Genomic DNA, 15,016 nt, shown 5'->3' on the forward strand with positions numbered 1-15,016 from the left:
GTGCACACCACTCCCCGTTTCCTGCAAGGCGTCTACAGCTTCGAGGGCAAGGGTCTCGACCGGCCCGGCCTCGTCGACGGCACGCTCAGCTACGTGGTGCCGGGCGGCGTCGTGGCCCAGCCGGTCTACTTCCGCGGCGGCAATGCCAGCGCCGAGCTGATCTGTGTCCTGCTCATGCGCGACGGCCAGCCGATGCGGTACTTCCCGATCGGCGCCAAGTCCGACGTCCACGTGCCCCTGCGGGTGGTCGAGGACCTCGATTCCGGCACCAGTATCGAGGTGCACGTGGCGGCGCCCGCCGGGGTGTCCGGCACCGTGATCGTCGACCTGGGTCTGGTCGAGGTCTGATGGACGTCGTCGACCAGCGCCGACGCCTCGTCGTGGTGGGCAACGGGATGGCCGGCGCCCGCACGGTCGAGGAGATCCTCGAACGCGGCGGGGGCGACCAGTTCGCCATCACGATGTTCGGCGAGGAGCCGTACGGCAACTACAACCGCATCATGCTCTCCAACGTGCTCGCCGGGGCCGACGACGAGGCGGGCATCTTCCTCAACGACTTTTCCTGGTACGCCGAGAACGGCATCACCCTGCACGCCGGCACCCGGGTCACCCGCATCGACCGCTTCGCCCGACGGATCTACGCGGACGACGGCACCGAGACGCCGTACGACAAGCTGATCATCGCCACCGGCAGCCGGGCGTTCGTCCCGCCGATTACCGGCATCCACCGCCCTGGGCGCGGCTACCACCAGGGCGTGTTCGCGTTTCGCACCATCGACGACACCCGCAACATGATCCGGTACGCCCGCGAGCACGAGCGCGCGGTGGTGATCGGCGGTGGCCTGCTCGGTCTGGAGGCCGCGCGCGGCCTGCAGAACCACCTGCCCCACGTGACCCTGGTGCATGCCGGCGGCCATCTGATGAACGCCCAGTTGGACGCTCAGGCCGGCGCGATCCTGCGGCGCAGCATCGAGCGCCTCGGCATCGAGGTCGTCCTCGGCGCGCACACCACCGAGGTGCTCGGCAAGCACGCCGTGACCGGGGTCAAACTCAAGGATGGCCGCACCATCGCCTGCGACGTCGTCGTCGTGGCCGCCGGCATCCGGGCGAACGCCGAGATGGCCGCGACCAGCGGGCTGCCGGTGGAGCGGGGCATCGTGGTGGACGACCAGATGCGCGTGCAGGACGAGGCCGACATCTACTCGGTCGGCGAGTGCGCCCAGCACCGCGGCGAGACGTACGGCCTGGTGGCTCCGCTGTGGGAGCAGGCTCGGGTGCTCGCCGACCACATCACCGGAACGAACCCGCACGCGGCGTACCACGGCTCTCGACTGGCCACGAAGCTCAAGGTGGCGGGCGTGGACGTCGCGTCGATGGGCCTGAGGGAGGCGGAGCGGGACGACGACGAGACGGTCGTCTTCGCCGAGCCGCGCAAGGGCGTCTACAAGAGCATCATCATCCGCGACGACCGGCTGGTCGGCGCGACGCTCCTCGGCGACGTGCGGAAGGTCGCGTTCCTCGTGCAGGCCTTCGACCGTGGGCTCCCCCTGCCGACGGAGCGGGTCGAGATGTTGTTCGACCTGGGCGCCCCGTCGGCCGACGTGAGTGCCGCGGAACTCGGCGACGACGTGCAGGTGTGCAACTGCAACGGCGTCACCAAGCGGGCGCTGGTCGGCACCGTGCAGGGCGGCGTGAAGACGCTCACCGGTGTCATGGACGCCACCCGTGCCGGCAAGGGCTGCGGGTCGTGCAAGGGTCTGGTGGCCCAGATCGTCGAGTGGGCCGCCGGCGGCAAGGTCGAGGACGACCCGGCCGCGAGCTGGTACGTCCCCGGTGTGCCGATGCCCAAGGCGGAGCTGATGGCGGTGATCCGCGAACACGGCCTGAAATCCGTCTCCGCGGTGTTCGCCACCCTCGTGCCCGGCGGCGCGGAGGACGCGAAGAGCAAGATGGGCCTGGCCTCGCTGTTGAAGATGATGTGGGGCGACGAGTACGTCGACGAACGCGACGCCCGCTTCATCAACGACCGGGTGCACGCCAACATCCAGCGCGACGGCACCTTCTCGGTCGTCCCCCAGATCAAGGGCGGCGTGACCACACCGGCGCAGCTCAAGCGGATCGCCGAGGTGGCCGAGAAGTACTCCGTACCACTGGTCAAGATCACCGGCGGTCAGCGCCTCGACCTGCTCGGCATCCGCAAGGAGGACCTGCCGGGGGTGTGGGCGGACCTCGACATGCCGTCCGGGTACGCCTACGGCAAGAGCTTCCGGACGGTGAAGACCTGCGTCGGCTCCGACTTCTGCCGCTTCGGCGTCGGCGACTCCACCGCTCTCGGCATCGCGATCGAGGACCGGTTCAAGGGCATCGAGGGCCCCGGCAAGATGAAGCTCGCCGTCACCGGCTGCCCCCGCAACTGCGCCGAGGCGTACGTCAAGGATCTCGGTGTTGTCGCCATCGACGGCGGCCGGTGGGAGATCTACGTCGGCGGGGCCGCCGGTGCCCACGTACGCAAGGGAGACCTGCTCGCCGTCGTCGACTCGCCCGCCGAGGTCATCACGCTGACCGGCCGGTTCCTGCAGTACTACCGGGAGAGCGCGAACTGGTTGGAACGCACGTACGCGTGGGTGCCCCGGCTCGGCATCGAGCACATCCGGGCCGTGGTCGTCGACGACAGCGACGGCATCGCGGCGCGGCTCGACGCGACCATGGACGCCTCCGTGGCCGCCTACCGCGACCCGTGGCTGGAACGGAGCGACCCCGTCACTCCAGGGCAGTTCCGTACCTCCCTGCCGCTGACGGTCCTGCCCCAGGTGCCGGTCAACGGCGCCGGTCCGGCAGCCGCGAGGCGGGCGTGATGGCCAGGCTCGTCGCCGTGGAACACCGGCTCGGGCCGGTGGACGAGATCCCCCACGGGGAGGGGCGCGCCTACGCCGTTGGTACCGACATGATCGCCGTCTTCCGGCTGCGTGACGGCAGCCTCCGCGCGGTCTCGGCGGTCTGCCCACACGCCGGCGGGCCGCTCGCGGACGGCCTGGTGGACATGAAGGTCGTCGTCTGCCCTCTGCACCAGAACACCTTCGACCTGGCGACCGGCTGTTCGACCACCGGACAGTCCCCGCTCACCGTGTACCCGGTCCGTGCCGACGCCGACGGGCGCCTGGTGGTGGGCCTGCCGCCCACCTGACGAGCAGATCGATCAAGGTGTCGAGCCGACCGACGACTTTCACCGGGAGGAACCATGACAACGGCCTTGCCCGGCAGCATCGAGCAGGACCGGCGCAGCCTGACCCTTCGCGGCCACTGGATCGACGACTGGCGGCCCGAGGACCCCGTCTTCTGGGAACGCCGGGGATCCCGCATCGCCCGACGCAACCTGATCTTCTCCATCTACTCCGAACACATCGGCTTCTCCATCTGGACGATGTGGTCGGTACTGGTGCTGTTCCTCGGGCCGCAGTACGGCATCGATCCGGCCGGGAAATTCCTGCTCACCGCCGTGCCCGCACTGGTCGGGTCGGTACTGCGGATCCCGTACACCCTTGCCGTGGCCCGGTTCGGCGGCCGCAACTGGACGATCATCAGCGCGTCGCTGCTGCTGATCCCGAGCCTGCTCGGCGCCCTCCTGATCCAGCCCGGCGTCTCGTACTCGACGCTGCTGCTCATCGCCGCGCTGGCCGGCGTCGGCGGCGGGAACTTCGCCTCCTCGATGGCGAACATCAACGCCTACTACCCGGACCGGCTCAAGGGCTGGGCGCTCGGCATCAACGCCGGCGGCGGCAACCTCGGCGTCGCCGCGGTCCAACTCGTCGGCCTGTTCGTGCTGGCAGTCCTGGGGGCGGGTAGGCCCGGCATCGTCGCCGGCATCTACCTTCCGGCGATCGTGCTGGCCGCACTCGGGTCCGCGATGTTCATGGACAACCTCAGCCATGCCCGCAACGAGAAACGGGCCATGCGCGACGTCACCCGCGAACCGCACACCTGGATCATGTCGCTGCTCTACATCGGCACGTTCGGGTCGTTCATCGGCTTCGGGTTCGCTTTCGGGCAGGTGCTCCAGGTGCAGTTCGCCGATACCTTCGACACCCCGGTGAAGGCCGCATACCTGACGTTCCTCGGACCGCTGCTCGGCTCGCTCATCCGTCCCGTGGGCGGTGTCCTGGCCGACCGGCTCGGCGGGGCCCGGGTCACCTTCGTGAACTTCGTGGCGATGGCGGTCTGCGCGTCGATCGTACTGCTCGCCTCCCAGCAACGCTCGCTGCCGTTGTACCTGGTCGGCTTCATCGCACTCTTCGTGTTCAGCGGCGTCGGCAACGGCTCGACGTACAAGATGATCCCGGCGATCTTCCGGGCCAGGTGTGGTGTGCAGCCGACCGCCGCCGGCGCGGGCGACCCGCACGACCGGGCGGCGGAGCACGAGGCACGGCGCCTCTCCGGCGCGCTCATCGGCGTCGCCGGTGCCATCGGCGCGTTCGGCGGAGTCCTCGTCAATCTTGCCTTCCGGCAGTCGTTCCTGACCTACCAGACCGCGGATGCGGCCTACATCGCCTTCATCGCCTTCTACGCGATCTGCTTCGTCATCACCTGGTTCGTGTACCTGCGCCCGTCGTCCGCTCGGCTCGAGGGCGTCTGACAACGACGACCTGGGCGATCACGCCGCGGCGACGCCGACCCCGGTACGTAGGGTGATGCGCAGTGTTCACCGTCAGATGAGGTGACAGCCGAGATGGCGTGGAGGAGTTCGAATGCTCGTTGGCGTCGTCGTACACCCGACCAGGCCGCAGGCCGCTGAGACGGCGGAGATGGTGTCGCGGATCTGCGCCGAGCACGGTGCCGCTTCGCAGACCCTGAACGTCTGGCAGGACGAGCAGAGCCCCGCCGAGGTGCTGGCCGACCTGGCGCAGCGACCTCAGCTCGTCGTGACGATCGGCGGCGACGGAACTCTCCTGCGCGGATTGGCCGTCGCCGTCGAGGCCGACGCACCCGTTCTCGGCGTGAAGGCCGGCCGGGTCGGCTTCCTCACCCCGTTCGCCGCGACGGATCTGCCGAGGGTGCTCGGCGCCGCCCTGGCCGGACGCGCACCCATCCAGGAGCGCATGCTGCTCACCCTGCGGGCGTCGCGACCGCTGCAGGTCCCATCGGAGCTCCGGACTCTGCTGCGCTACGGCCGCGGTCCCGATGCCGTCCCACCTCTTCCCCGGCCGAGCACGCCCGACGAGGTGGGCTGGGGTGTCCCGTTGGGCCTGAGCGCCCTCAACGACGTCGTGTTCGAGAAACTCGGCCGGGACCGGCAGACCAGCGTCGCGGTGTACCTGTCCGGGCGGCTCTTCGCCACCTACTCCGCCGACGGCGTCATGGTCGCCTCACCGACGGGTTCCACCGCCTACTCCTTCGCCGCAGGCGGACCGGTCCTGTCGCCGCGCCTCAACGCTCTCGTCTTCACCCCGGTCGCCCCGCACATGGCGTTCAACCGCAGCATGGTCACCGCCCCGGACGAACCAGTGGGCGTGCAGGTGCTGCCTCGCTCGGGTCAGGTCACCGTCGTCGTCGACGGACGCGTACACGGAATCCTCGACCCCGGTGACTGGGTCGCCGTCTACCCCGCCCGACGCCGCGCGAAGCTCATCGTCGCCGACGTCGACGACTTCTTCGGTCGACTCCGAGACCAGTTCTCCCTCGCCGACGCTCCCGCCGCCCGCGCCGACACCGACAGCCAGCCGCCGATGCTGATCTACCGACCGGACCTGCCGATACCCGAGGACCTGAAGCACCTGCACCTGCCGACCTAGAGACCCCGCCTGGCGCTGCCGGTGTCCGGGTTACCGGTTCATCCGCTGACTCATCCCGACGTCGGCACCTCCCGAACAGCGGGCCGGGAGGTGCCGACGTTCCTGGTCGCTTGGATCGAGGCCGGTCAGCCGTTACTGACCGTGACGCTTTGTTGCTGCTCCCTCCGGTGCTCACGGATCGAGTACGTCACGGCGGCCGCCCAGATCGCGCAGACGACCGCGTAACAGCCATAACGCAGGGTGGCCGGGGCGTTGAACCAGTCACTGCGGAGCAGGGTCCGGCTGTTGGTCAGCACGATCACGCCGCCGACCGCGGAGCCGAGCACCCGGGGCGGGACCAGGCGTACGAGCCAGGCCGCCACCGGCGCGGCGACCACCCCGCCGATGAGCAGCGCGACGACCCAGCCGACGTTGACGTTCTCCGCACCGATACCGACGAGGAAGCCGAGGCTCGCCGCGACGGCGACCAGGAACTCGCTGGTGTCGATCGATCCGATGACCTTGCGTGGTTCGAGCCTGCCGCTGGCCAGGATCGCCGGGGTGCCGATGGGTCCCCAGCCGCCGCCACCGGTGGCGTCGACGAAGCCGGCGAGCAGGCCCAGTGGACCGAGGAATCGCTTGCGCAGCGGCTTGCCCATGTTGCCCTTCGCCAACCCGAAGGTGGTGAAGCGGATCAGGAGGTAGCTACCGAGGGTGAGCAGGATCAGCGACATGATCGGTGCCGCCGCATCGGTGGAGAGGCTGGACAGGAAGGTCGCGCCGGCGAAGGCGCCGACCGCCCCCGGAATGCCGATCCGCGCGACGACCTTCGCGTCGACGTTGCCGAATCGCCAGTGGGCGGCACCCGAGGCGAGGGTCGTGCCGATCTCGGCGAGGTGCACGGTGGCGGAGGCGGCGGCGGCATGGACGCCGACGGCGAGCAGCAGGGTCGTCGAGGTCACGCCGTAGGCCATGCCGAGACTGCCGTCGACCAGTTGGGCGCCGAGACCGACCAGGGCGAGCAGGAGAATCTTGCGCATGAGGGACCACCAGTTCGTTGGGGGCAGGTGGAAGGGGATGCGGACCGCTCGGTTGGACGGGCGGGTGGGCTGGCCCGTCGGTGAGGTCCTGGCGGTCTGGTGATGGCCGACGGGCATCCGGCGGTACCGCCGGGCACGCGGGCGTGGCGACCAATCGACCCCGAGGGTGTCGAGGAACGGACGTACGGAGGGATGGCGTGGAGCCACCGCCATGAAGGGCTCGCGAAGCACGCCGCGTCCGGCGCGGAGCCGGCGCGACCGGTGGAGCCGACCGGGGCCCCTCCGGCGGTGGTCGGTTGAGCGACGAGCGGGTCGCCCCGCTCGATGACATGGCATTTTGCCGGTCGATTCTCCCCCTCTCCGATAGGCATTCGGCCCATCCAACGAGGGCCGACCGGGACCAATTCCATACTCAGGAGATAGGAATGGTTCCGGCCCCACCAAACCGACCAGATAAGAGTGCTTTTATAAGCCGGATCTGCAAGATGATAGTGATAGACGTCACTTTTCTTGCTGGCCTAGTAACATTTCTGAATTCAAAGTACGTCGATAGTTAACACCACGCTTCGTGACCGGGGTGCGCCCACCGACCGGCCCCCGAGGTCAGGCCGCCATGGCCGACGGACGGAAGATGTCCCGCGTCTCATCGATGCGATCGGAAGAACCGCAGGCCAGCCGGCTATTTTGGGAAAGTTAACTGAGCCGTAACTAAGGTGGCCTAACTTAATCGGAGCCCGAGATCGACAGACGACAATTCTCTGCGGGCAGCAACCCCGATTGATCATCTGATTCATTCGGTCGCGTCCGAGACCCGGCGCCCAATGAAGTGGGAGTCCGATGAGCCCTGCACCGAACACGCGCGATCTCGTAATCGTGATCAGCGCCGGTAGCCTCCTCGAACCCAGTCCCGGGATCGTGACCGCCGCCCGCCACGGCGGCGGTCACGGCGTCCTGGACCTCGCCTCCGGCGACAGCTGGACACTCACCGCCCTGGCCCAGGCCGCCGCCGGGTCGGGCGGACCGATCGGCGTACGCGTACCGGCCGGCTGCACCGCCACGCCGGCCGACGTGGAACGGGCGGGCCACGGCCGGGTCGATCTCCTGGTCCTACCGCCGGATGCGCCCTGGCCACTGGCCGACGTGGTCGACAGGTACCGAGTGCTCGTCGAGGTGACCAGCCTCGACGACGCCCGGTACGCCGCCGCCGCCGGAGCGCACGGGCTCATCGCGCGGGGCATGGAGGGTGGCGGCACGGTCAGCGAGCTCAGCTCGTTCGTCCTGCTCCAGCAACTGGCCGCGGCCGACGACCTCGACCTGCCGATCTGGGTGGCCGGCGGCGTCGGCCCCCGCACCGCCGTCGCCTGTGTCATCGGCGGGGCGGCCGGCGTCGTCCTGGACAGCCAGCTCACCCTCATGCCGGAGTCGGAACTCCCGGCGGACGTGCGGGGCGCGATCCGTCGGCTGGACGGGTCCGAGACGGTCCTGGTCGACGGAGTACGCGGGATCCGCCGGGGCGGTCCGCACGACAGCGCCTCACAACTGCTGCCGATCGGCCAGGACGGTTGGCTCGCCGCCGTCTTCGCCCGGCGCTGGCCCGACACCGCCGCCGCCGTACGCGGAATCCGTGCCACCCTTCTCGAAGCGCTCGCCGAATCGTCCATCGGGGACGCCCTGGCGCCGGGCGCCGCTCTCGCCGACGCCCTCAACGTCCGGATACCGGTGGTGCAGGGCCCGATGACCAGGGTCAGCGACGAGGCACCGTTCGCGGCCGCGGTCGCCGCCGACGGCGCGCTGCCCTTTGTCGCGCTCGCGCTGGCCGGCGCGGAACAGTCCCGCCGGGTGCTCCGGGAGACCGCCGATCGACTGGGCGAGCGGCCCTGGGGCGTCGGGGTGCTCGGCTTCGCGCCCGACGAGCTGCGCGCGGCACAACTCGAGGCGATCCGGGAGATCAGACCGCAGTGCGCGATCATCGCGGGCGGGCGGCCGTCCCAGGCCACGGCGTTGGAACAGGACGGGATCACCACCTTCCTGCACGTACCGTCACCGGGGTTGCTGCGGCAGTTCCTGCGGGCGGGCGCGCGCAAGTTCGTCTTCGAGGGCGCGGAGTGCGGCGGGCACGTGGGGCCACGGGCCAGCTTCCCCCTGTGGGAGGCGCAGCTGCTGGTGCTCGAAGAGTTCCTGGCGGAGACGCCGGACGAAGCCGGGCGGCTGCAACTGCTGTTCGCGGGCGGCATCCACGACGCCCGATCGGCCGCGATGGTCGCCGCGATGGCGGCCCCGCTGACCGGCCGCGGGGCGCAGATCGGGCTGCTGATGGGGACCGCCTACCTCTTCACCAGCGAGGCGGTCTCCGAGGGCGCCATCCAGCCCCTGTTCCACCGTACGGCCATCGCCGCCACCGGCACATCGCTGCTGGAGACCGCACCCGGACACGCGACCCGCTGCCTGCCCAGCCCGTTCGTGGACGACTTCCACAGCGTACGGGAGGAGCTGGAGTCGGCCGGGGTGGAGAACCGCCAGGTCTGGGAGCAACTGGAGCTGTTGAACGTCGGTCGGCTGCGGATCGCCAGCAAGGGCGTACGCCGGGAGGACGACGGCCTGGTGGAGGTCGACGAGGCGGTGCAGGCCGACGAGGGGATGTTCATGGCCGGCCAGGTCGCGGTGCTGCGCCACGCACCGACCACGGTCGCGGAGCTGCACGCGCAGGTCACCACCGAGGCACAGGAGTTCCTCGCGGCACGGACCGCCGCGCTGCGCGCCGAACTCGTCCCGCCGACCGCGCCGGTGGACGAGCCGGTCGCGCCGCTGGACATCGCGATCGTCGGCATGTCCTGCGTCCTGCCCGGCTCCCCCGACCTGCACAGTTTCTGGCAGACCGTACTCAGCGGCACCGATGCGGTCACCGAGGTGCCCCCTGACCGGTGGGACGTCGACACGTACTACGCGCCCGAGGTGGAGCCGGGCAAGGCCGGCCGGATCAGCGTCTCCCGGTGGGGTGGGTTCATCGAACCGGTCCCGTTCGACGCGATCCGGTACGGGATACCCCCGGCGGCGCTGAGCAGCATCGACCCGACCCAGTTGCTCGCGCTCGAGGTGGCACATCGGGCGCTCGTCGACGCCGGATACCCGTACGACGCGGCCGGCGCGGACCACCGTTCGACCGGGGTGGTGTTCGGGGCCGAGGCCGGCAGCGACATGGGTCACGCCCAGACGCTGCGGACCATGCTCCCGGCCTACCTCGGGGACGTGCCGCCCGAGTTGGAGGACCAACTCCCCACGGTCACCGAGGACAGCTTCCCCGGTGTGTTGGCCAATGTCATCGCCGGCCGGATCGCCAACCGTCTCGACCTCGGCGGTCCCAACTACACCATCGACGCCGCCTGCGCCTCGTCGCTCGCGGCGATGGACGCCGCCTGCAAGGAACTCAGCGCCGGCAGCAGCGACCTGATGATCTGCGGCGGCGCCGATCTGCACAACGGCATCAACGACTACCTGATGTTCACCTCCGCGCACGCCCTCTCCCCCACCGGACGGTGCCGCACGTTCGACAGCACCGGCGACGGTATCGCCCTCGGCGAGGGGGTGGCGTGCGTCGTACTGAAGCGGTTGGCCGACGCCGAGCGCGACGGCGACCGGATCTACGCCGTGATCAAGGGCATCGGAAGCTCCAGTGACGGACGTGCGCTCGGGCTCACCGCCCCCAGGGCGAGCGGGCAGCGACGCGCCCTCGACCGGGCGTACCACCGCACCGGGGTCTCGCCCCGACAGGTCGGTCTGGTCGAGGCACACGGCACCGGCACGGTGGTGGGCGACCGTACCGAACTGGAGACCCTGACCCGGTTCTTCGACGAGGCCGGCGCGGAGCCCGGCAGTTGCACGCTGGGCTCGGTGAAATCGCAGATCGGGCACACCAAGTGCGCGGCCGGCCTGGCCGGCGTGATCAAGGCGAGCCTCGCGCTCTACACCGGAGTCAAGCCACCCACGATCCACCTGACCCGCCCCAACCCCGCGTGGAATCCGGCCCGCAGCCCCTTCGCGTTCTACACCGGCGTCCGCCCGTGGATCGCGCCGGCGGCCGAGCGGCTGGCCGGGGTGAGCGCCTTCGGGTTCGGCGGGACGAATTTCCACACCGTGCTCGGCGCGTATGCGAACAGCCCCGAGCCACGGCACACCCGGCAGTCCTGGCCGGCGGAACTGTTCTGCTTCCGCGGCGCCGATCGGCCCGCCGCACAGCTACGGGTACGCCGGCTGCTGGAGATGCTGTCGAACCGCGACGAGTTGGGCCGACCGTGGTCGTTGCGGGACCTGGCCGCGTCGCTGTCCGACGAGGCCGACCACCGGGCCGGCGCGGTCCAGATTGCCATCGTCGCCCGTGACCGGGACGAACTCGCCGAGCTGTTGGGCCGGGCCGTCGCCGGCGAGCACGACCCGGCGCGCGGGCTGGTCCAACCGCCGGACGACCCGGAGCCGGGCAAGGTGGCCTTCCTCTTCCCCGGTCAGGGCAGCCAGCGCCCGGGCGCGCTCGCCGAGCTGTTCGTCGCGTTCCCCGAGTTGCGGCACTACCTGCGCCTCGGCGCCGAGTGGGCGGACCTCCTCTTCCCGCCGTCGGCGTTCGACCCGGAGACGGCCCGCGAGCAGGAGGACCGGGTACGCGACACCCGGGTCGCCCAACCCGTCCTGGGCATCGGCGGCCTCGCGGTCGACCACCTGCTACGTCGGCTGGGCATCCGGCCGGACCTGACCGGCGGGCACAGCTACGGGGAGCTCGTCGCGCTCTGCGTAGCCGACGCGTTCGACCCCGAGACCCTGCTCGCGTTGAGCCGGCAACGGGCCGATGCGATCCTCGCCGCCACCGGCGACGACCCGGGCACCATGGCGGCGGTCACCGGCACCGCCGAGCAGGTGAGCCAGGTGCTCACCGCAGCGGGACTGGCTGACGACATCGTGCTGGCCAACCGGAACACCCCCACGCAGGTCGTGATCTCCGGGCCGACTCCCGCGGTCGGGTCGGCGGTGGCGGCGCTGCGCGAGGGCGGGCTGTCGGCCCGCCAGCTCTCCGTCGCGTGCGCGTTCCACAGCCCGGTGGTGGCCGGCGGCACCACACGTTTCGCCCAGGCGCTGGCGTCCAGCACGGTACGGGAGCCGGTCATCCAGGTCTGGTCGAACCACACGGCCGCCCCGTACGACGGGGACGCCGACCGGGTACGCGAACGGCTCGCCGCGCAGATCGGCGCGCCCGTGCGTTTCGTCGAACAGATCGAGGCGATGTACGCCAGCGGCGCGCGGACCTTCGTGGAGGCCGGCCCCGGTCAGGTCCTCACCAAGCTGGTCCGGGCCATCCTCGGCGACCGGCCGCACCTCGCGGTCGCCACCGAGCCCCGCCCCGACGAGGGCCTGCGCGGCTTCCTCGTCACTGTCGCGCAACTGGCCTGTGCCGGCGTCCCGGTTCGGACCGGCTGGTTGTTCCAGGGCCGCGACACGGCGGACCTCGGGGCGGCCAGGACGGGCCAGCGTCCGTTCTGGACCGTGGACGGCCAGCTCGTACGAGATCAGTCCGGGAACAGCCTGCCCGGCGGAATGACGCCCCCACGACGGATCAAGGAGTTGTCAATGACCGCTTCGAACGGGACCGCCTTCAGTGGTCGGGACGGCCGCGACGAGTTGCTGAGCGAGTTCCTCCGCACCAGCCGGGACATGATCGCCTCACAGCGGGACGTGATGCTCGCGTACTTCGGCGACGGCGCGGGTGGGCGACTCGTGTGGCAGCCCTCGCAGGCGTACCCGCCGATGGTGCTGCCGGGTCACGGGACCGAGATCGCCCCGGTCGCGACGACGACGGCGGTGGTGGCCGCTCCCCCGGCCGCACCGACGGGCGGGGTCGAGGTGGCCGCTGTGGCGGTCGCCGCGACCGGTCCCGACTTCCAGACCGCGATCCTCGACGTGATCAGCGAGCGCACCGGCTACCCGGTGGACCTGATCGAACTCGACCTCGATCTAGAAGCCGACCTCAGCATCGACTCCATCAAACGCGCCGAAGTCGCCGGCGAGGTCGCCGCACGACTCGGCCTCGCCGTCGACGGCGACGAAGCCGAACTCGAAGACCTCGTCAAGGCCCGCACCGTACGCACCATGGTCGACTGGCTCAACCAGAAGATCCGGTCGACGACGGGTACGACCGTGATCCACGCGACCTCCGTACTCGGCCCGCCGAACGGGACGGCGCACTCCACCGCTCTGGTCGCGACCGGCACCGCCGTATTGACCCGTCCCGACTTCCAGACCGCGATCCTCGACGTGATCAGCGAACGCACCGGCTACCCCGTGGACCTGATCGAACTCGACCTCGACCTCGAAGCCGACCTCAGCATCGACTCCATCAAACGCGCCGAAGTCGCCGGCGAGGTCGCCGCACGACTCGGCCTCGCCGTCGACGGCGACGAAGCCGAACTCGAAGACCTCGTCAAGGCCCGCACCGTACGCACCATGGTCGACTGGCTCAACCACAAGACGCAGGAGGTGGCCGTCTCGGCGCCGTCGCCGAGTAACGGCACACCGGCCCCGCCGCCCGCGCCACTCGCCCTCACCGCACCCACACCCGCCGGAGCGCCCTCGGCCCTGGCCACCATGAGCCCGGCCATCGCACCCGCGCCGGTCCCCACCGTGCCGGTCACCGCCAACGGTCGGGCCGGGATCACACCGAAGCGGCTTCTGCCCCTGGCGACGGTGGTCGCGGGACCTCCCGACGCGGACACCGGCGCCTCGCCGGCCGGGCAGCCGGCCGACGTGCTCGCCGGAACGCGTTTCCTCATCACCGGCGCCAGCCCGGCGCTGCCGTACCTCGCCGAACTGCTCCAGGAGCAGGGCGCGGCCGGGCAGACGGGTGTGGTGGACGAGAGGCAGGCCGACCAGCTCGCCGGCTTCGACGGGCTGATCCTGCTGGACGGTCTGGACGGCGCCGGAGCACCCCTGCTGCCCGACATCTTCCCGTTCCTCAAGCAGGCGCTCGCGGCCGGTCCCCGCTGGCTGCTCGCGGCAGGGCCGGTCGGCGGTACCGAACGTAGCGACGGTCTGGCCGGCCTGTTCCGGACCATTTCCCGGGAATACCCGCAGGTCGCGGCCAGGTACGTCCAGGTGGACGGTGCTGCCGACCCGCAGCAGATCGCGCGACACCTGATCGACGAGCTGCTGCTCCCCGGGGAGACCCCGGCCGTCGTGCGGCGCGAGACCGAGCGGACAACCGTCTCCCTCACCCCGGTGGCGCTGGGCGCGGTGGCGACCAGCGGTGCCGGACCGGCCGGTGACGGTGCCTCCGAGGCCGCGGCGATCGGCCTCGACCGGGATTCGGTGGTGGTGCTGGTCGGCGGGGCTCGCGGGATCACGCCGTGGTTCGCCCGCGCGGTGGCCATGGCGAGCCGCTGCCGGATCGAGCTGGTCGGCCGCACACCGCTGCCGACCGGGCCGGAGGATCCGGACCTGGTGTCGGCCCGGGACAAGGCGTCGTTGCGCGCCGCGCTCGCCGGCCGGGGCCTGCGATCACCGGCGCAGATCGAACAGAGCGCGCAGGCGATCCTGGCCGCCCGGGAGGTCGAGACGACCCTCGCCGAACTGCGGGAACTGGGCAGCGAGGTGCGCTACCACGCCCTCGACGTGCGGGACGCGTCGGCGATCGGCCGCCTACTGCTGGACATCGAGCGTACGCACGGTCGGGTCGACGGCGTGGTGTACGCGGCCGGCGTGATCGAGGACAAGCTGATCGCGCAGAAGGACCCACAGTCGTTCGCCCGGGTATTCGGCACCAAGGTCGACGGTGCCCGTTCGGTCCTCGCCGGCCTGGACGAGCTGAACTCGCCGCCTCGGTTCGTGGTGCTGTTCGGCAGCATCGCCGCGGCATACGGCAATCGAGGTCAGAGCGACTACGCCGCGGCGAACGACGCGGTCGACGCGATCGGTACCCGCTGGGCGGCCAGCACCGGCAACCGCTGCCTGACCGTGCACTGGGGCCCGTGGGCACCTGGTGCCGGGCACGGCGGGATGGTCAGCGACGAGCTGAGTCGGGAGTACGCGCGCCGCGGCATCGATCTGATCGACCCCGAAGCGGGTGCGTTCAGCCTGCTGAGCGAGTTGGCGTGGGGCGACCCGAAGATCAATTCCGTGGTCTACACCGCCTCCGGCTGGTGATCGTCCAGCGGATGCGGCGGCACCCGCGCCGCA

Annotated in this window: 7 protein-coding genes; 6 read left to right on the forward strand and 1 reads right to left on the reverse strand. The window is 70.7% G+C overall.

The window, feature by feature from the left end:
* From ACQP0N_RS21545 to ACQP0N_RS21565, 5 genes are all read left to right on the forward strand, one after another.
* Nucleotides 1–348, forward strand: coding sequence for a molybdopterin oxidoreductase (locus ACQP0N_RS21545; protein WP_357134558.1), 348 nt, complete (start codon nt 1–3; stop codon nt 346–348).
* On the forward strand, nt 348–2,855 hold the full coding sequence (gene nirB, locus ACQP0N_RS21550; protein WP_433113588.1) for a nitrite reductase large subunit NirB: 2,508 nt from the start codon (nt 348–350) through the stop codon (nt 2,853–2,855). Before ACQP0N_RS21545 ends, nirB begins: the two co-directional genes overlap by 1 nt.
* Nucleotides 2,855–3,184 carry a Rieske (2Fe-2S) protein gene (locus tag ACQP0N_RS21555; protein ID WP_433113590.1) on the forward strand — a complete coding sequence of 110 codons (330 nt, stop codon included), beginning with the start codon at nt 2,855–2,857 and terminating at the stop codon, nt 3,182–3,184. The genes nirB and ACQP0N_RS21555 overlap by 1 nt, the downstream gene beginning before the upstream one ends.
* Before the next feature lie 54 nt (nt 3,185–3,238).
* Nucleotides 3,239–4,630, forward strand: a complete 1,392-nt coding sequence (locus ACQP0N_RS21560; RefSeq protein WP_433113592.1) for a nitrate/nitrite transporter — start codon at nt 3,239–3,241, stop codon at nt 4,628–4,630.
* A gap of 112 nt (nt 4,631–4,742) precedes the next feature.
* Nucleotides 4,743–5,786 (forward strand): NAD(+)/NADH kinase, encoded by a 1,044-nt coding sequence (locus tag ACQP0N_RS21565; protein ID WP_433113594.1) that lies wholly within the window; start codon nt 4,743–4,745, stop codon nt 5,784–5,786.
* A 125-nt stretch (nt 5,787–5,911) separates the two neighbouring features.
* Here the strand turns inward: ACQP0N_RS21565 and ACQP0N_RS21570 are convergent, their stop codons facing one another.
* Nucleotides 5,912–6,805: a sulfite exporter TauE/SafE family protein gene (locus tag ACQP0N_RS21570; RefSeq protein WP_433113596.1), complete on the reverse strand. Its 894-nt coding sequence runs from the start codon at nt 6,803–6,805 to the stop codon at nt 5,912–5,914.
* Between the two features lie 915 nt (nt 6,806–7,720).
* On the opposite strand from ACQP0N_RS21570, the gene ACQP0N_RS21575 reads away from it, so the two are divergent.
* Entirely contained in the window at nt 7,721–14,983 is a 7,263-nt protein-coding gene (locus ACQP0N_RS21575; RefSeq protein WP_433113598.1) for an SDR family NAD(P)-dependent oxidoreductase, read from the forward strand.
* Nucleotides 14,984–15,016: the final 33 nt, after the last annotated feature.

The sequence above is a fragment of the Micromonospora sp. CA-246542 genome (genome assembly GCF_050942905.1).
GTDB lineage: Bacteria > Actinomycetota > Actinomycetes > Mycobacteriales > Micromonosporaceae > Micromonospora.

Coding starts and splice junctions, on each gene's coding strand:
- ACQP0N_RS21570 (WP_433113596.1), bottom strand. CDS start 6,805: ATGCGCAAGATTCTCCTGCTCGCCCTGGTCGGTCTCGGCGCCCAACTG.
- ACQP0N_RS21560 (WP_433113592.1), top strand. CDS start 3,239: ATGACAACGGCCTTGCCCGGCAGCATCGAGCAGGACCGGCGCAGCCTG.
- ACQP0N_RS21555 (WP_433113590.1), top strand. CDS start 2,855: ATGGCCAGGCTCGTCGCCGTGGAACACCGGCTCGGGCCGGTGGACGAG.
- nirB (WP_433113588.1), top strand. CDS start 348: ATGGACGTCGTCGACCAGCGCCGACGCCTCGTCGTGGTGGGCAACGGG.
- ACQP0N_RS21565 (WP_433113594.1), top strand. CDS start 4,743: ATGCTCGTTGGCGTCGTCGTACACCCGACCAGGCCGCAGGCCGCTGAG.